Here is a 17,711-nt window from a genome sequence, read left to right as displayed (position 1 = left end):
TGTGATTAACAGGGGTGGCGGTATGTCTTTTCAAAATGAAGAAGATATGGCGAGTCCAGTTCGACAGCTTCCGAATGAGCTTGTCGAAAAAATAAATAATCTTACTGAGTTCAATGAACTGGATAGAATTGATGTTTTTGAAGAACTGTCAAAAATCTTCTCGTTGATTCCAGTTAGAGCTTTGCCGGAACAGAAAAAGAAAGAAAAATCACCTGTCAAATGGGGCTGGTCAAAAGCCTGTATTGAAAGGGATGAATTCAACGCCTTAGATTACATAAGAAACAATGCTGGTGTCGCTTGCGGGCCTGCAAGTGGCGTAATTGTCCTTGACATTGATCATATTGAATATTTTGAAGAGTATCTTTCTAGAAACAATATTTCAGAAGATTTCAAGAAAACTTTAACTATCGAGACGGGGAGCGGCAAGAATCACTATTATTATAAATATCCGACAGATGGATTTGTTTATAGGAAACATCAAGAGAAAAAAAGTGTTGAAATTGTTTCTGGTCACTCTATGAGTGTCGTCGTCTTTGATGTACAAGGCTTAGGATCCCAGGTCGTAGCCCCAGGCTCAATACATCCTGTGACATTTAAATTCTATAGGATAAAAAACAATCTGCCGATCGGTCCCGCCCCCGAATGGGTTCTGAATTTATGCCGCAAGGAGTCAGTTCAAGACAATGCAGCCTTGCCCCTCGAAGAAGATTTAGCGGGGACAAAAATTAAGTACTGTTATTCCGCGCAAGACATTCCAGAATTTGAAGATGATGAAGATGAGTATTCTGATTCTTCGCCGCAAAGAAGATTTAAATTGCATTTCGATAATAGCATTTTATGGGGCTATGACAAACATTGTGACAAAATATCGCATCCAGCTATGGCCTTCAAGGAAGGCGTCTACCTTGCTTTTCCAAAATCTAGACGATCTTATCTTTGCTTCGATCTAGACTATGCGGATTCCGCGAATGCATGGAGTACCGTTGGCCTTCCAGAGCCAACAATAGTGATCGTTAATCCCCAGAATGAACATTCCCATATTTTATATGAATTGAAAGACCCTGTGTACTGGCCCTGTGGTAGCAACGACAATAAAATTCGCAGAAAACCGATTGAATATTTCAACGCCATCCGGTTTGCATATACTGATAAACTAAAAGCAGACAAAGACTTCACGCATGTCTTAATTAAGAATCCTTTCTCTGGAGTCTGGAACACTTCGTGGCATGACAACTCCTATACACTGAAATATTTAGCTAGTTTTGTAAAATTACCAAGCAAACAACAGTATTTTGGAAATATGAAGAACGGCATATTCGCAGGAAGAAATCCAGAACTATTTTATATTGCAAGGATGTGGTCTAATGCAAACATTAGAAAGCAGATTGATGAACCAAGTCACTTCAACTCTCTATTAATTTATTTGAACAATTACAATTCTACGAAGATTGTAGAGCACTGGCCTGATAGAGGCCCTCTTGACGGTGACGAGGTTGAAGAACGTGCTAAGTATGTTACTGAATGGTTTTGGAAACACAAAGACGATCCTCGTTACAATAGAAATATGAAAAACTATGGCGTCATGAAATTGGCCCCAATAGATCCTTCGCTAAGCGGAGAAGAGAGAGAGAAAGTAGTTAAAGATAATAAATTGCTAGGAACTGGCTATACGCATACAGCAAAAGCAAGAAACACTGATGATGTTTTGCGAAAAACAATCGACAAATTGATTGCTTCCGGGGAAAGTTTGAGCGATAGGAATCTTTCCAAGAGTAGCGGGAAAAGCATCAACACTATTAGGTCGAGACGCGATTTAATTATTGATTATATCAATAGTAAAAAGTCTCAGTCGTAGTGTGTCGATCCCAGAGATATGTCATGAATGTATATTCAGATTTATAAATAGGATCATATTCTCTGAGTATTAGATTGGGTAATATAATTAAAATTATTCTAATTATTTTATAGTAGGTAAATATAATATATATTTTTTAAAATAATACTTTTTTCTTGAGAAAAACTGATATACCAAACTGCTACCGGTTCATTAAAATTTGATTTAAAAGTTTGGCGAGGATGGCGTCTTCTAGACTGTCTCCTATTTTTAAAAGATGAAAAGTGATAGCTCTTTATTTTAGATGCTTCATATAAATGTTAAGGATATTTTATAGTGGATTTCGGGACAAAGGGACCGATTTCAAAACGATTCGGCAACTTTCTCTTTCGTTAGACAGAAATTAATACGTATATTATTGAATGTGAATACGATCCATGTGATTGTCAAGAAATAACAAAAGTAAATATCTTGCTATAAATAGTCGAGACAAATTTTTCAAGATTTCAAAATATTCGAATAATCAGAACAAATATTTAGCGTAGTAAAATTGTCATGGGTGCCTTGCATTAAGTCGCAGGTCAAGTATTGCTGATACTGCAAACAACAGAATCAACCTAAGACTCTGTTACAATCAAAAACAAAAATGGCTCCAGGTCAAAACTGCTTGTCGGCTCCATCGAACGAGTAGTCTTGAGTCATATCTAAGCAATATGAAGCGATTCAGTTGCGAAAGGGATTGAGATTGAGAGGCTGGCCCGTATCCATTGGAAAATGGAAAGACTAAGGTGGCGCATATGATGAATGAGGTTTATGGCAAACTGAAATTTATTGGATTTAATCAATTCTGAAGACATAGGTAGGTGAAGTGTCTTCTGGTCATGTGTAAGCGATTAAGTATGGGACGGTTTCAAAGAACCGGGCTTAAGACCAAGGGAAGTCCTCTTTAAATGCTTTAAAGCAAAAACGTTGGAGTCGTTAGTCTTTAAAGAGGATGGCTGCGTGTCCGTAAGGGATACGGCAAGAGATGTGATATTTGTAGATTATTTTAAAGTTGAAATTGAGATGAGTGTCGTCGAGATTGTTTAAGATATTGACTTCTGTGAAATATTGGTGGTCTTGATCGGCAAAGCATTTCAATAAGAACAAAAAAACATCTCTTGCTACAGCCGAATACGGGAAAACCGTCTGTTCGGTTGTGAAGGACGCTTGATTCGGTGACGACTCATTCGATCCTCAAGCTGCTCCCCTCCCTGGTGGTTTAGATCATCGGGGAGGGCGGCAGGACTACGTGAACATACTGGGACCTTGCTTTCGGGCGGGGTCCTTTTTTCGTTTCAGAAAGTGAGCTGGCCAACACCTCGTTTGCTGCTGGCCCAGTTCAGCCCCCCGGCCACTTTAAAACTGCCCTTATATACGCCCCGTCCAGGGCCGTTTGGGGCTTGACCCATAGTTGCCGATCCCCCGTGACCGAAAGCCCCGGAAATTTGATCCTGGGGCCAATTCACGTTTTGGCCCCTGGGAGATCAAGTAGATTCGGCGCAAGATCAAGCAAATGTAATCAAGTTACAAGTTATTTTGAAGAATCTTCGCCGAAATACAGAAATTATCAATCAAACATAAAAGGAGCTTGTATGAGCAAGAAGAACGATAGCGTGGCTATGGATGTTCAGGAAGGTTCCGACAAGAAGAAGATCGAATCGAAGTACAATCCTTCGCTTCTTCGTGAATGTATCTTCGGCGGCATGACTGCCTCGGAGATCATGGCCAAGATGGATGTCAAGCATCGTCAGACCTTGAAGCAATACGTCTTGAAGCTGATGAGCGACGACAAGACCTATTACGAGGTCAAGGGGCTTTACCTCAAGAACTCGCGGCGACCCAAGGTGAACAACAAGATGGAATTGAAGATCTATCTGAAAAGTATTGATCTTCAAGGTCTGGTCGTGAACGACGGCGATGAATTCTCCGTCTTGGTCGAAGACGAAAAGATCATTTTGACGAAGGTCTAGATGGTTTTTAACTTCAACATAGTCATGCCGAGGGGCATGGCTTTTTTTTTAAGAATACGCGCAAGATTTTGTTTGTTTGTCTAAAATTATACAGAAATAACATTTATAATGAAAGTACGTTTTTATCTATAAACGTACATTGGGGATTTTGAAATGGATTTCTGAAAGAAATTTATGCGGTTATCGCAGGGTCTCTTGGAGGGCTTCCTTGGGGGGCTGATTTGTATGCACGATTTTCAACTCCCTGAACGGAAAAAGGGAATTGGAGGGAAAGATGAAGGTAGAACCGATCATCGAACTGAAAAGTGTGAAGAGCATCAAGAAGATTCTTTCTGATGCTCCCCGAGACAAATTACTTTTTGTCATGGGGGTCAATTCAGGTCTTCGCGTCCAAGACTTACTTGCCTTGAAAATAGGCGATGTCAAAGATGTGAAGATCGGTGAACGCGTTACCTTACGCGAAAAGAAGACGGGTAAGGACAATGTCTTTGTGGTGAACAAGGAGATCAAATCTGCACTCGATGCTTATTTGATGACCGTAAAGGACGACAATGATCATTTCATCTTCAAAAGCAGGAAAGGACGGAATTATCCTCTTACGACCTATGCAGTGACGAAGTACATGAAGAAGTGGACAGAAGCCATTAACCTGAAAGGAAACTATGGCGCTCATTCACTTCGAAAAACATGGACCTATCATCAGCGTAAGACATTTGGTGTTTCCTGGGAGGTGCTGGCGAAACGTTTGAACCACTCTAGTCCTTCGATTACTCGGAGGTATTTAGGAGTGCAAGAGGAGGAAGTCGAAGAAATATTAATGAATACCATATAATAGATTTCTTCAAGGGGCTACCAAGCCCTTTGATTTGCTTGTGGCCTATTTAGAAAACTTATTTTCTTGATATTTTTGAAAACTCAATAAATTGAATTGACTTTTCGGAGGAGTTCTATGGGTGTTTATGACAGAGATGGACGATGGATGGTCTTTTATCATGATGAAACAGGGAAAAGGCGAGACAAGTCATTTGGCCGAGGTGACGAGGCTTACTCCCGAGCAGAAGCTTTCAATAAAGCTGTCAGTGATGCCAAAAAGCAGGGTGCGGCACCACCCCTGCCGCAGACTGATGTGATCAGTTCGCCAGCCCCCGTGCCAGTAAAAGTGATTGAAGAGATCACTTCCCCGGAGAAGATTGATCAGTCCGGCCAGGGGATAACCTTCCGAGACCTTGCCGGGAAATACCTGGCTCACCTCAAGGTATCAGGCAGAACCGAGAACAATACCAAGAAGTTGGCGAAGATGATCGAAAACCAGTTCAATCCGATCATTGGCGACCGGGCGGTGAACTCGATGACCTACATTGACGACATGGTCCCGTTCATTCAGTTCTTCCAGGAGACCAACGGGAAACAGAACCGCCCTCGGTCACAGCCGACTGTGAACCGCTACGGCGACTACGTCAACGCCATCTTCAATTTCGGTGTCACTACCGGGTTGACCACGGTCAACCCCATGAAGGGCAGGAAGAAGTCAAGAGAGAAGCCCCGAGATGTCCAGTTGACCGTCGATGACGTCAAAAGGATCATGGACCACGCTGAACCGCATGTCAGGTGGGCCATGGAAGTATGTTTCAACCTGGGGACGCGTCCTGGCGAATCCGAACTTCTTGCTTTGAAATGGGATCACATCGATTTCGATAAAGGCATTGCTAAAATCTATGCCAGCAAGACAAGAACCTATCGGGTCGTGCCGATCTCCCCAACTCTCCTGGGTAAGATGAAAGAAGTAAAGACTGAATCGCAGTCAGGATATGTAATTGAATGGCGTGGGCAGCCAATTGGCATGATCCGTAAAGGTTTCCGAAGGGCATGTGAACGAGCAGGGGTAACTTATCCAGTTAGAATGTATGACTTAAGGCATCTCTTTGCCACCACTATGCTGAGCAAGGGTGCTGACCTTGCTGCGGTATCGAAGTTGTTAGGCCATTCAATGATATCTACGACAACAAGTCATTACTATCATTGTCTAGAAGGTGAGAAAGAACGGGCTGTAAGTTTGTTGCCTGAACTTGTGTAGGCTTAATGATATATAGGTAAATCAAAATTTAGAGGGCCAATAACAATGATAGTGAATGATTGGTACAACGGCAATGGCTTGTCTGACTGTGCTGATGATGTGTCAGGCGTGTATGATAACGAAGAATACAGGGAGAGGATCAAAATGAAGCTTAGACAAATTATTGGCGATTGTGATTTCAATCATCTTATCAGAAATGCGGTAAGAGAATTGATGTCAGAGATTTGAACGCCATAGCCGAATAGAAATATTGTTGTAAGATATATTGGTCAATTTAGAAGTGTTTGAATTGGTGTATTAAATACAAATCAATTTAAAAAGGGGAAATACTATGAAAAAACAGATGAAGACTCAAGAGTGCATTTTGTGTGGTGAAAAGTACACTCCAAGGTGTGAAAAATCATATTTTTGCTTGTCATGCTATTTGAATGACTATTTGCCAAATAAAACAATATTCAGAATTGATGATTTTGAAAGCGGATTGTATAGTCTTGCTAAAAATAGATATTATGAAAGATTTTGGGGAGCACGCCCAGGAACAGAAGAAAAAACGAATTCGGGTGAAGCAGATAGTGAAATTTACAAAGAGGCTGAGAAAGAATGTACTATTAAAGTTGTTGAAGAGCCTCATCGTATTGAGTTTGTAAAAAGCGTTAGCCCTGAACACGCCCATAAGCGATTAGTTGATGCAATATGTAGCAAGATAACATATATATAATGTTTCGGTCATAATGTTCTAGGGCAAGCATATCGTCGACCTATGCTTGCCCTTTTTTGGCAAATACAAGCGTTAGTTATTTATGAAAATATTTGCCTGTCGTTAACTAATGTTTTCGAGATTGCATTTTAAAAGTATTTCGTCTACAAAATCTTTTATAAAACTGTACTTAGCCATCAAAAGAATAAAATCTAAAGCCGACAACCCGGTGCTTCTATAAAACCAATTTCTCACTTTTTCAGTGGGAATCCTGATGTCTTTTGCAATTTGCTTAGGATTTAGATTGTTTTGCCTCATTAAGAAAACAATTTCATCTGTAAGAGAACTATTTTGATGCCATTTTTTGTGGCCGATTAGCCACATTATTTTGGTGGACATGCTGATCCTCCTGGATAAATTGGAATCTGGATTGTGTTCTGCCCAAGCAAGGAGATACACGCCAGATGCGACAGCCAGGAACTGCATATTCAATAGATGAGATACAAAATCTGCGCCTGAAAGGCGCTATATACATACGTATGTCAACTGAATTGCAGGTTGAGTCGCCTGAAAATCAGGAGCGCCAGCTGCGTGCTTATGCTTATAATTATAATATTGAAATAGTTCAAAAGTATGCCGATCTTGGCGCGAGCGGCATGACAGCTGAGCGGCGCGAACAGTTCCAAGCATTGCTTGAAGATGTTGAATTTGGTCGCAATAATTACAGTATAGTATTGTACTTAGACGATAGCAGGTGGGGACGTTTCATCGATAGTCGAGAAGCAGAATACTATCGCATGAAATTAGAGCGTAAAGGTGTACTTTGTCAGGCATGTGATAAGCCACTTACTATGACCAATACAATTGCTGATCGTATCATGACGATACTAAAAGATGAAAGCGCTAGCGACTATTGTCGCCAACTTTCACAAAAGGTTTTTATCGGACAATGTAATTTAATATTGAAAGGATACCGTCAAGGAGGTCCCGCTGGTTTCGGTCTTCGGAGAATGCTTGTAGATGAGCATGGGAAGCCGAAACAGGAACTGTCTAGAGGTCAGCGGAAAAGTCTTCAAACTGAACGTGTGGTATTGGTCCCGGGGCCTGAGTCAGAACGAGAGAAGATATGCTGGATTTATGATCAATTCATTTCCGGGATGCGAGAGTCTGAAATTGCTGATATGCTTAATGAGGATGGTTTTAAGACAGATTTTGGAAGACCTTGGACCAGAGGGACAGTGCTGGAGGTGCTTACTAATGAAAAATATATTGGTAATAATTTATTTAATCGCAGGTCTGGTAAATTGAAGAGTAAACAAAAAGCAAATCCCGAAGGCGAATGGGTTCGAAAGAAAAGAGCGTTTGAACCTATAGTCGATTTAGATTTATTTTATACTGTTCAGAATATAATTCGAGAGCGGCATCGAAAAATATCTGACGCTGAGCTTCTTGACCGTCTCAAATCACTTCAGCGTCAATCAGGTCGTTTGTCGGCTATGATTATTGATGAATCCGAAAATCTGCCACCAAGCAGCCTTTATCGAAACCGTTTTGGTGGGTTGCTGCGGGCGTATCGCTTGATCGGATATATTCCTGAAAGGGACTATAAATATGTTGAAATAAACCAACGTTTACGAGTACTGCACAGTGATGTGCTGTCAAAAACAATATCAGATATTCAACAATTATGTGGGCGAGTAATTTCTATTGACCCCGGAACAAGATTGATAGAGCTGAATTACAATCTATTTATATCGATAGTCATTAGCCGATGTTTTGTTAGTTCTTATGGAATTCGCAGGTGGAAAATTAGATTTGATACTTGCCTTCATCCTGATATCACAGTTGCTGTGCGCATGGATGCCCAAAACGAGTGCATACACGATTATTATATTTTGCCCGTGTTAGAATTTGGAAGCAATGAACTGAGGTTGCAGGATGATAACGTTGGTTTTTTGGATGGTTTTCGCACAGACAGTCTGGAGCGTCTTCTGAAAATGGGCGTGAATGTAGATATCGACGAGGCGGTGTGATATGAAGATTGATGAAGTCATTTTCATTCCCATAAATGAAATACACATTTTAAATCCACGTGTTCGTAATCAAGTTATCGCAGAAGAAATCAGGCGTAATATTTACAGTGTGGGGTTGAAACGTCCAATTACCGTGACATTGAGCTCAGATGCAACGACTGGCAAGAAATATGATTTAGTGTGTGGGCAAGGTCGACTAGAGGCTTATATGGACGCTGGAGAGACGGATATTCCCGCAATTTTAGTTGATACTAGCAAAGAAAATGCCCATATTATGAGCTTGGTTGAAAATATTGCTCGGCGTAATAATAATCCATTAGACCTTTTAAGTGGCATTAAATACTTGAAAGAACGAGGCTATGATGAGATTGAAATAGCAAGCAAGACCGGTCTTGGCCGCGATTGGATTCGGGGATTAATAAAACTTTTAGAAAATGGAGAAGAGCGTCTTGTCAGTGCTGTAGAGAAAGGGCGTGTCCCGCTATATATAGCACTGAAAATAGCTGACGAGGACAATGCATCAGTGCAGTTGGCGCTGACCATAGCGCATGAATCTGGGCAACTCACTGGAAAAAAACTCATTACCGTACAAAAGTTGCTTGATCGACGTAATCACTATGGAAAAAAGATTTCAACCGCTTATAAACGAAAAGAATACATATCTAGCGATGATCTTGTCGCAATTTACGAAAGAAATATTAAAAATAAAAAAAGATTGATGGCAAAGGCTGATTATCTAAAGAGGATACTAACCTATGCAATTGCTGCCCTTAGAAGTATCTTAAAGAATGAACATTTTGTCAACCAATTGAAAGCAGAAGGCTTAAGTGACATCCCTAAGCAGTTGGTAAACCTATTGCACGAGGTGCGAGATCATGACCGCCGGAATTAAGCAAGGTTTTGAAAAAGATCTAGTCGACCTTGCCATTACAGATATTCATCCTACTAAAAAAATGTCTTCCAATGTTAAATATGGAAGAAAATATTCTCAGATATTGTCATCTATTCGTGAAGTAGGTCTAATTGAACCCCCAGTTGTGGCGCTTTGTTATAAAACACGAAAATATTTACTTTTAGACGGACATTTGCGGATTATGGCGCTTAGCGAGTTGGGTGAAGAGCGAGTCACATGCCTTGTCTCGGTGGATGATGAAGGCTATACTTATAATAAATATATAACTCGTCTTTCCGCAATTCAAGAGCATAAGATGATTGTAAAGGCCTTGGATGCTGGGGTATCCGAAGCTAAACTTGCTGCTGCCTTGAATCTAGACATGAGCACAATTCGTAATAAGAAAAATATGTTAGATGGCGTGTGTCAAGACGTGATTGATCTATTAAAAGATAAAATTATGTCGGGAAGCGTTTTTAGACTTTTAAAGAAGATGAAGCCTACGCGCCAAATTCGTGTCGCAATGATTATGAATGACCAGAATAGGTATAGCTACCTTTATGTGAAGAGCCTGTTGGACGGCACTCCGGCAGAACAGCTGGTTGACGGAAACAAAATTAAAAAACTTTCACCTGCTGCTTTAGAAAAACGTATGAGACTTGAAGAAGAAAATATTTTGTTAACTGATGATTTAAAAGTTTTAGATGGTTCTTATGGTGAAGATATGGTTAATCTTAGTCTTGTTCAATCTTATTTGAAGCGAATAATTAATAACGATAAAGTGGCTGACTATCTTAAGCGGCACCATGGAGATATTCATGATAAATTCTCTGAAATTATTGAGATAGATTTTTTGAAGATGACAAACGTAAGCTGAATTACTTTTTTGTTTTTCAACGCTTGATCTGACGAAAATTTATCGAAGAATATGAAAATTTCGGCAATTGGCCCGAGATGTTTGGCAATCATGGTTACTCGTTTTTGTGACAAGTAAATTAGCCAAACTAATTACCAAAAGATTACCAAAAGAACGCCAAATGCTTTATTCCGCGCGAGGTTATTCTGTTGGCTGACCGCCAACAAATCAATTTGGCAGTGTCAATAAAATCAATCGATTAGCCAAATTTTGAGGCTTCGTAATCAGCAGGTCAGGAGTTCGAGTCTCCTTGCTGGCTCCATAATTTCAAGGGGTTAGGACCGATGGTCCTGGCCCCTTTTTCATTTTTCAGCGGGCCCTGCCTGTTGGCATCGTTGGCGGACCCGATTTATCCGCAATCCCCCTCTCGCCCCTTTTGCCCCGTATTGCCCGTGCGTCGGTGCTGATTTTCTTGAATAGTGTGGAATTTCAGTGTGTTGACGATTATTGAACGAATTTGAACGCGGGTTTCGCTTGGATAGCATGTGATTCCGGTAGGATGCGCCGAATTTGTCGAAATTTGAAATTTTGGGATGCCTGGCTGGTTTGGGCCGCCGTGGTGAAATGAGCCGGAAAATAAGGGCGTGGCGAGGTGCGACACAATGCGCAGAGGGCTGCGCGTTGTGGGTAGATGGCTTATCGGTGGTTCATTTTCTCGGTGTTCCCGTCGTGCTGACCGAGTTGAGGGTGGACCTGGAAACTGTTTGATCAGGGGAATAGTTATGATAGACGGATGCAGTCACTAGCGATTAGGCTAGCTCGAAAGACTTTTTGGGATGCTCTTTAGGGACAAAGATATTGACTCAACATATTATTCCATAAATGATTTTTTTTAAAACAAGGGTTAATCGAGTGAGTCGTCAAGTAATTAGCAATCTGGCAAGTCCAGAAATACCTCCAAAGGCTGTCCTCGCTTTAAAGCGTTGTATAGTTTCAAAATTCGATTCCGAGAATTGGGACGAGGTGACATATCTGATAAATGGGAGAGACATTATAAATTCTCATCCAAGACTTCTTAGAAGTCTTAGTTTCGGAGATGATGATTATTCTGGGTGCGTTTTAGAAGTTCTTGGACAATTGATCGATTTCGACAAAGATAACTTCAATATCCTTGTTGATTATTGCAAGCTTCAAGACTGGCTTCGAGATAGCAATTCTCAATTGTTTGAAGAGTTATTTGGACACATCCATCCTAGTCTTTCGGCTACAGAAAAAGTTGCTCTAGATGATTCATTCAATTTGTCAAAACATATACAAAGAATTCGCGAATCAATAGATACAGATCCAGAGCTGGCAGTTGGCTCTACAAAGGAAATGCTCGAAAGTGTCATGAAGACAGTGTTAATGAGTTTTGGCGATGGTGATTGCAAAGAAGACCTTCCGAAATTACTTAAAAAAGTGCAAAAAAATTTAAAACTCGACCCATCAGAAATACATGAATCGGTCAAAGGAGCAGAGATTGTCCGCCGCGTCTTGAGCAACCTTGGGCAAGTCGTTACAGGCATATACGAACTGCGCAATATCTATGGCACCGGTCATGGCAAAATCAGAAACTCTGGGATATCACCACGGCACGCGAGATTAGTCGTTGGAGTCGGCGCAGCGCTTGCAAGTTTTCTTATCGAAACAAATGAGGTGCGAACTCCAGCTCCTAAAAAGGAATAATATATGCAAAGAAAAAATGGGCTCACCTTTTTAGACAACACTCATGAATTCTTCAAATGTTTTTTTGTGAACAAAACATATTTCAATATATTGTTCACTTGTCGTATAAAATTGAAAGAAACAACAGGTGTATATCATGGATAGAGATTATATATTGAATTTGCAATTCACAAGAAATGAGCAGACAAAGATTGTTTGTCCCCAATGTGGAGTAGGAAGACTTGCCTGTGTCCCTAAATCTATTTTCATGAAAGCAAGTGCAGAAATAGACTATGCTGACCCTGAATCCTGTGATTTTGTTGTGTCTGGCATTCTCGCATGTTCATTCGAAGAATGTCGGTATCCAATATCTTTTGCTGGGATTGCTTCAACTGAGCCTGCTTACGATCAATCGCCGAGTGGGTGGTCTTATCACGACACTTTGACTCCAAAATTTTTCTTTCCATCTTTGCCAATATTTCAAATTCCTAAAAATACTCCTTCGACGATAGCAGAGGAATTAAATCTGTCTTTCTCTAGTTTCTTTAACGACACTTTATCGGCTGGCGCACATGCCCGAAATGCTGTAGAGAGATTTCTCGACGAAAATGGTGTCTCAAGAGAAATTAGTGCGAAAAACGGCAAAAATACAAAATTAAAACTTCACAAAAGAATTGAACTTTTTAAAGTTTCTGAAGAGTCATTGGCTATGCGACTTATGGCAATTAAATGGCTTGGGAATGAGGCAGCACATGGCGGGGTGTTGTCGAAAAAAGATATTCTTGATGTCTATGAAGTCCTTTCATTTGTCATTGATGATATTTATGTCCATCGCTCAAGAGCTGTACGGACTGGAGAAATAAGTAAAGAAATAGAATGTAAATTCAAGCAAGTATGACTGCCAAGAACTATCCAAAGAAACAATGAAACTCATCTTCTTTGACAACTTTTAAGAATTCTTCAATCGTCTTCATCTTCGGGCATGGAGCATACTTGGTCCAGTTGCCTGTCCCGCGCATCCAGTAGATTTTCCAGGTCTTGGAAGTCTTCACATAGGCCGCTTTGGCAAATTTGCTTTCAATTTTCCGGCTGGCGTCCATGAAATAGGGGCGTATTTCGAATAGCTCCACGGTTTGCTGATCAGGGTCGACCCTGAAGCCCCACTGAAGTTGATCACGGATATGGGCCGGCGGCCCCTTCTCGTCGCAGAATTTCTTCAGGATGCTTTCCAGTCTGTGCTGTTCGAATTCGCTGATGGCCATTCGGTCTTGTAAGAAGATAAGTGGCCCGTGTAAATTGATCACTATCCGCTAATAGCTATTAATTTCAAACTGTTGACGTATTTGAGCGATTTTGAAAACCGATTTCGTGTTAACTATGTGTTATTTCAGCTGGATACGTAAAATTCGTCGAAATTTGAAATTTTGCATGCCGGGACTGCCTGGGATGGGCGGTCGAAATGAGCCGGAAAATTAGAGCGTAGCGAGGTGCTACCCAACGCTCAGATGGCTGCACGTTGGGTAGGAAGGATTAACGCGGATCAGCGGATATATGTTGTTGCGTATAGTGGAATTGTCTGCTAAAATATAATAATAGTTAGCAGTATTTTGTTTTTTGGAATTTCTACCGTCAGAATAAAATAGACGGTAATTGTGGTAGTGATTGTATGGAATTTTTAGCTGAATAGATCATAATTATTATGAAAAAAAAGAAATCAACTGTAAAGCATGCCGCTGGTAAAGTTATATCTTTTTCGCAAAGATTGAATAACCCAAAACTGTCAAAACATGCAATTGAAGAGCTCAAAACTATTGAAGATGTACCTCTGGTAAATGCAATTGTTCGAAGGGCTGGAGAATCATGTAGAAATCGTATTTTTTCATTGCCGACTCCGTCTTCGTATTCCCTTTTAAAAAATGGCCATTTAGGGGCTAGTCTATCAGATGTCAGACTAATTAAGTGGTTGCAGTATGAAATTTTAGCTTATTCTTCACAAATAAATAAATTTGTAGAGCTTCAAAATAATTATGAATTGGCCTTCATAGACGGTAACTATGGTCTAGCAAAAGAATATCTATCAAGTATTAAGGATATTTGCGTATCTCTTTGGTCCTTGGAGAATGAATTTATTTTGCTGCAATTTTCAGAAGGGTTGCATGCTAACCTTGCGTACCTATCTGACCTTAATAAAGATGACAATGTTTCAATATTAATTAAGATTTTCGCGACATTTTACAGTAAAAAAGCTGAAAATAATATTTCTGCTTCAAAATACAAGGATGAGCTTGATGCTTATCTTGGTTATTATAATAATGTGGAATACCAAGATGTTTATGATTATTTGAACTATAGACTGTTGCCAGATAATTTATTTGAAGACAAGACTAAAACTGTTCTTCGACTTGAATCGAATTCGTCAATCATAGATCGCTACATAACGTTTAAAGAGGCCTTAAGGAAAAGTGTTTATGCGGTTGAGTCTGACTCGCAAAAAGATTTATTTTCAGTTGCAGTTTCTATAGGTAATTGTATTCACGATTCCGAACTTGACCATATATTAACATTTATTACTTCTAATGATTGTCAACTGATAAGCGCCTCTACCACCAAAGATTTTATAACTATATGCGATTTATATACTTCTGGTAAATATAGTGAATGTGTCAGTGAAGCAACTGCCAGCTTGAAATATATTGGAAATTCGTTTGAATTGTATGAAATCATCGCAAAATCGGCAACATTTTTTGAAAATTTTGATTTTAGTGCTTTAAATGTCGGTGCACTGCAGCTTGATTTGCTAAAATGTCTATTTGATGTATTCAAGAAAAGTGAAAATTATGAAATATCATTCCGAAAATTATACAAATTATCTTTTACGCTTTCAACACAAGCATGGGCTAGACAATTATATGCTGTCCTCTTGCTCGAGATGGCTTCTAGTGAAAATTCATTAATTCTGGCTGATAATCTTTTGCAGTCAAAATTTATAAATCCAAAAATTGTTTTAGCTTATATTGACAAGGAGAAACGTCAAGAATTTCTTAATAAGCTGCTGCAAGAATATTGTGATTCTTCGACACTTTTGTTGTGGTCTTTGTTTATATTTGGAGACAAAGAAACAAACAGTTCAAAGATACCATTCGAACGGCAGACCCTTTATTTTGCAAGATTTTTAATGGCACAGGGTGAGTTCCAAAGAGCAATTGAGCTCTTTGAAGATTTGCTTTGTCGCCTCAATGTCGGTGTAATTAACTGGTATTTTATTGAAAAAGTCTCTATATCTCTAGTGAATTGTTATATAAGTACCCATGATTATGAAAAATCTCTTAGGTTGTTTATTAAGTATTATTTGACAAACCATTACTTTAAAAAAAGGCTCAAACTAGATAGACTTCAAGAAGGGTTGAGGAGCGTTGGGCGAGCTGTTGATAGCTTATGCGAAAATCTTATATTCTTACATGTCGCAAACGTCGATAGCTATGACCTGTATGTTGCAAGTGACAACTTTTTGGTTGCACATGGGGTTGATAGGCCCAGCAAGCTAGAGATTGAAGATAGTTGTTCAGACAAAAAATATTTATTTTATGTCCTTTATGAAGTATTTACTGAGACAGTTCTGAGTAAATTGCTTGCCTTTGACAATACTGATGAAGTCGAAGAAGAGCGTATTCATATATTGCACAGGCTGATAGAGGCAGATAAGTTCAATTATACTTTATACATAAAAGAAATGAACGAAATATCGATCAAATCGACCATTAGAAAATATATAAATTATTCAAATGAAGGGAAAATATATATCGATATTGATGGCGTTAAGAAATATTCCGATGAAAACTTAAAAGAACGTTTTGATAGATATCTTGAGGTGAATAAAATTTCTAGTGAAAATTTCACCATAATTGATATGGATAGCGAGGGGGCAAGATTTTATTTTAAACACCCGACAAGAAGGTTTTATTATATTCGTGATATACGCTTTTCTGCGTTTAAAATGTTATTTTTGGACATCCTCGGCGTATTTATCTCTAGCAAGGAATTTGGGTTAAATAATTACCTAAGCATGAGAATTAGACATGGAACGCTAACTGGGCAATTGCGCAAACCCTTTGATGATGCTAATCTAGTATCGCAAAAAGATTCGACTGAGCAATATCAAGATGTTTTGTATTGGAATGATAATTTGCACTTACCTGAAAGTGTATTAAGTAATGTCCAGGAATGTTTAAAATCTTTTTCTAGAAAAATTGACGACACAATCAGCCTTGTTAAGTCAGAATGGATACAGGTTAAGACAGAAAAAACAAATACAAACGGGCTGTTTGACTATATATTTTCGGATGAAGAAATTTTCGATATTTTTAAAGAAACGCTCCACCTGTGTGATTGGGATTGTTTCTTTGAAAAAATAATTGCGTTTTTAGTTGAGAGAACTAACAAAAATTTAGAGACAGTCAAGAGCGGTATTGTTAATAATTTAAAGCGTATATTTTTGGAATCATTAGGAGAGTTGGCTGGGCAAATACAGTCTATTGATATTGAATCGAGGTGTTTTAGGCTTACTTTTGCGATAACATCTTGCAAAACAGATGTTCAAACTGTTTTAAATAAAATAACAAATTGGTTTGAATTTTCTCAAAGTAAAAAAGTGAATCAGTTTGATTTTGAACTTGCTATAAGAGCAAGTGTTTTCTTTATTGGAAATTTGTATAAAAAAACAATCAATCTGAGTGTTGAAAAAAAGTGCAACTCAACGGTGTTGTTTCGAGGCGAATATTTTAATTGTGTTTTTGATCTGTTAAATATACTGTTTGAAAATATAGTTAAGCATTCATCACTGAATAGCGACAATGATGCAATTGAGTTTGTGTTTAATATCAATAGCAATAAACTAAAATTTCTTGTTAAGAATGCAATAGGTGTGGAGTATTCATATCATGAGTCCCAAGAAAAGCTGGATGTTATAATTAGAGCATTGCAGTCTGGTGAGACACAGTTTGAACTTACAAGCATCGAGGGGGGGTCAGGTATTCTCAAAATTCGTAAAATATTACAGCATGATTTGAGATCAAAAGATTGGAGTATTGTGCCAACACTTGAAAATTCTTGTTTTAAAATTGAAATTGAAACTGACATATCCGGAATATTGTATGAAAATATTGATAATTGAAGACGATGATCTGAAAATGACAAAGGTCCTTGATTTTCTTAGGATGAAATATGCCGATACTGGTGTTGATGTCATGCGATCTTGGAAGAGCGGCTTGCGAGCTCTTGTTTCAAATTGTTATGATTTGACAATTCTGGACATGAGCCTTCCGACTTTCGATATCGGTAGAAAGGAAAGCGGCGGTGCCTTTAATTCTTTTGGTGGCGAAGAGATTCTGAAAGAAATTAAAAGAAGGTCAATTAGTACTAAAGTTATTGTTTTTACTCAGTTTGAGTATTTTGGTGATGACGCAAGGCCTGTATCGTTGAAAGAGCTTTCTGCAAGATTCGAAAAATCTTTCTCTGATATATATATTGATACGGTATTTTTTAGTGTGGCAGATAGTGAATGGGAAATTAAACTTAGCCATTTAATTGACAATCTTTATTTGTGAGGAAGA

Annotated in this window: 14 protein-coding genes; 12 read left to right on the top strand and 2 right to left on the bottom strand. The window is 39.0% G+C overall.

Annotated features, from left to right (window positions below):
* Nucleotides 1–22 precede the first annotated feature (22 nt).
* The 5 genes from ACP59X_RS16510 (at nt 23) to ACP59X_RS16490 (ending at nt 6,638) form a co-directional block, all read left to right on the top strand.
* Nucleotides 23–1,855 (top strand): replication initiation protein, encoded by a 1,833-nt coding sequence (locus ACP59X_RS16510; protein WP_428560407.1) that lies wholly within the window; start codon nt 23–25, stop codon nt 1,853–1,855.
* Between the two features lie 1,613 nt (nt 1,856–3,468).
* The gene (locus ACP59X_RS16505) at nt 3,469–3,846 is read left to right on the top strand and encodes a hypothetical protein (protein WP_428560405.1); all 378 of its coding nucleotides are present in this window, start codon (nt 3,469–3,471) and stop codon (nt 3,844–3,846) included.
* A gap of 274 nt (nt 3,847–4,120) precedes the next feature.
* Nucleotides 4,121–4,678, top strand: a complete 558-nt coding sequence (locus ACP59X_RS16500) for a tyrosine-type recombinase/integrase (protein ID WP_428560403.1) — start codon at nt 4,121–4,123, stop codon at nt 4,676–4,678.
* 117 nt (nt 4,679–4,795) lie between these two features.
* The gene (locus tag ACP59X_RS16495; protein ID WP_428560400.1) at nt 4,796–5,920 is read left to right on the top strand and encodes a tyrosine-type recombinase/integrase; all 1,125 of its coding nucleotides are present in this window, start codon (nt 4,796–4,798) and stop codon (nt 5,918–5,920) included.
* Nucleotides 5,921–6,251: 331 nt separating this feature from the next.
* Nucleotides 6,252–6,638 carry a hypothetical protein gene (locus tag ACP59X_RS16490; RefSeq protein WP_428560398.1) on the top strand — a complete coding sequence of 129 codons (387 nt, stop codon included), beginning with the start codon at nt 6,252–6,254 and terminating at the stop codon, nt 6,636–6,638.
* A 102-nt stretch (nt 6,639–6,740) separates the two neighbouring features.
* Here ACP59X_RS16490 and ACP59X_RS16485 read toward each other — a convergent pair whose 3' ends face one another.
* A complete protein-coding gene (locus ACP59X_RS16485; RefSeq protein ID WP_428560396.1) occupies nt 6,741–7,016 on the bottom strand; it encodes a hypothetical protein in 276 nt (91 codons plus the stop codon).
* Nucleotides 7,017–7,081: 65 nt separating this feature from the next.
* Between ACP59X_RS16485 and ACP59X_RS16480 the strand changes: the two genes are divergently transcribed.
* From ACP59X_RS16480 to ACP59X_RS16460, 5 genes are all read left to right on the top strand, one after another.
* Nucleotides 7,082–8,650 carry a recombinase family protein gene (locus tag ACP59X_RS16480; protein WP_428560394.1) on the top strand — a complete coding sequence of 523 codons (1,569 nt, stop codon included), beginning with the start codon at nt 7,082–7,084 and terminating at the stop codon, nt 8,648–8,650.
* Between the two features lies 1 nt (nt 8,651).
* Nucleotides 8,652–9,542: a ParB N-terminal domain-containing protein gene (locus ACP59X_RS16475; RefSeq protein WP_428560391.1), complete on the top strand. Its 891-nt coding sequence runs from the start codon at nt 8,652–8,654 to the stop codon at nt 9,540–9,542.
* The gene (locus ACP59X_RS16470) at nt 9,526–10,419 is read left to right on the top strand and encodes a ParB/RepB/Spo0J family partition protein (protein WP_428560389.1); all 894 of its coding nucleotides are present in this window, start codon (nt 9,526–9,528) and stop codon (nt 10,417–10,419) included. Before ACP59X_RS16475 ends, ACP59X_RS16470 begins: the two co-directional genes overlap by 17 nt.
* A gap of 861 nt (nt 10,420–11,280) precedes the next feature.
* Nucleotides 11,281–12,123 (top strand): abortive infection family protein, encoded by an 843-nt coding sequence (locus ACP59X_RS16465; RefSeq protein WP_428560387.1) that lies wholly within the window; start codon nt 11,281–11,283, stop codon nt 12,121–12,123.
* Between the two features lie 136 nt (nt 12,124–12,259).
* The gene (locus tag ACP59X_RS16460; protein WP_428560384.1) at nt 12,260–13,000 is read left to right on the top strand and encodes a DUF4145 domain-containing protein; all 741 of its coding nucleotides are present in this window, start codon (nt 12,260–12,262) and stop codon (nt 12,998–13,000) included.
* Nucleotides 13,001–13,010: 10 nt separating this feature from the next.
* Here ACP59X_RS16460 and ACP59X_RS16455 read toward each other — a convergent pair whose 3' ends face one another.
* On the bottom strand, nt 13,011–13,364 hold the full coding sequence (locus tag ACP59X_RS16455; RefSeq protein WP_428560382.1) for a DUF3024 domain-containing protein: 354 nt from the start codon (nt 13,362–13,364) through the stop codon (nt 13,011–13,013).
* Between the two features lie 437 nt (nt 13,365–13,801).
* On the opposite strand from ACP59X_RS16455, the gene ACP59X_RS16450 reads away from it, so the two are divergent.
* Nucleotides 13,802–17,272: a hypothetical protein gene (locus tag ACP59X_RS16450; protein WP_428560379.1), complete on the top strand. Its 3,471-nt coding sequence runs from the start codon at nt 13,802–13,804 to the stop codon at nt 17,270–17,272.
* Nucleotides 17,253–17,705, top strand: a complete 453-nt coding sequence (locus ACP59X_RS16445; protein WP_428560377.1) for a response regulator — start codon at nt 17,253–17,255, stop codon at nt 17,703–17,705. Before ACP59X_RS16450 ends, ACP59X_RS16445 begins: the two co-directional genes overlap by 20 nt.
* The last annotated feature ends 6 nt before the right edge of the window (nt 17,706–17,711 follow it).

This window comes from Solidesulfovibrio sp. DCME, assembly GCF_049995385.1.
In the GTDB taxonomy this organism is placed as follows: Bacteria; Desulfobacterota; Desulfovibrionia; order Desulfovibrionales; family Desulfovibrionaceae; genus Solidesulfovibrio.
The sequence above is the reverse complement of the archived record's forward strand: the minus strand, read 5'-3'. Positions and strand labels throughout refer to the sequence as shown.

What these genes read in the sequence shown, in the direction of transcription:
- ACP59X_RS16445 (WP_428560377.1), top strand. Translation starts at nt 17,253, where the DNA reads ATGAAAATATTGATAATTGAAGACGATGATCTGAAAATGACAAAGGTC.
- ACP59X_RS16475 (WP_428560391.1), top strand. Translation starts at nt 8,652, where the DNA reads ATGAAGATTGATGAAGTCATTTTCATTCCCATAAATGAAATACACATT.
- ACP59X_RS16455 (WP_428560382.1), bottom strand. Translation starts at nt 13,364, where the DNA reads ATGGCCATCAGCGAATTCGAACAGCACAGACTGGAAAGCATCCTGAAG.
- ACP59X_RS16465 (WP_428560387.1), top strand. Translation starts at nt 11,281, where the DNA reads ATGATTTTTTTTAAAACAAGGGTTAATCGAGTGAGTCGTCAAGTAATT.
- ACP59X_RS16460 (WP_428560384.1), top strand. Translation starts at nt 12,260, where the DNA reads ATGGATAGAGATTATATATTGAATTTGCAATTCACAAGAAATGAGCAG.
- ACP59X_RS16480 (WP_428560394.1), top strand. Translation starts at nt 7,082, where the DNA reads ATGCGACAGCCAGGAACTGCATATTCAATAGATGAGATACAAAATCTG.
- ACP59X_RS16500 (WP_428560403.1), top strand. Translation starts at nt 4,121, where the DNA reads ATGAAGGTAGAACCGATCATCGAACTGAAAAGTGTGAAGAGCATCAAG.
- ACP59X_RS16485 (WP_428560396.1), bottom strand. Translation starts at nt 7,016, where the DNA reads ATGTCCACCAAAATAATGTGGCTAATCGGCCACAAAAAATGGCATCAA.
- ACP59X_RS16470 (WP_428560389.1), top strand. Translation starts at nt 9,526, where the DNA reads ATGACCGCCGGAATTAAGCAAGGTTTTGAAAAAGATCTAGTCGACCTT.
- ACP59X_RS16495 (WP_428560400.1), top strand. Translation starts at nt 4,796, where the DNA reads ATGGGTGTTTATGACAGAGATGGACGATGGATGGTCTTTTATCATGAT.
- ACP59X_RS16510 (WP_428560407.1), top strand. Translation starts at nt 23, where the DNA reads ATGTCTTTTCAAAATGAAGAAGATATGGCGAGTCCAGTTCGACAGCTT.
- ACP59X_RS16490 (WP_428560398.1), top strand. Translation starts at nt 6,252, where the DNA reads ATGAAAAAACAGATGAAGACTCAAGAGTGCATTTTGTGTGGTGAAAAG.
- ACP59X_RS16505 (WP_428560405.1), top strand. Translation starts at nt 3,469, where the DNA reads ATGAGCAAGAAGAACGATAGCGTGGCTATGGATGTTCAGGAAGGTTCC.
- ACP59X_RS16450 (WP_428560379.1), top strand. Translation starts at nt 13,802, where the DNA reads ATGAAAAAAAAGAAATCAACTGTAAAGCATGCCGCTGGTAAAGTTATA.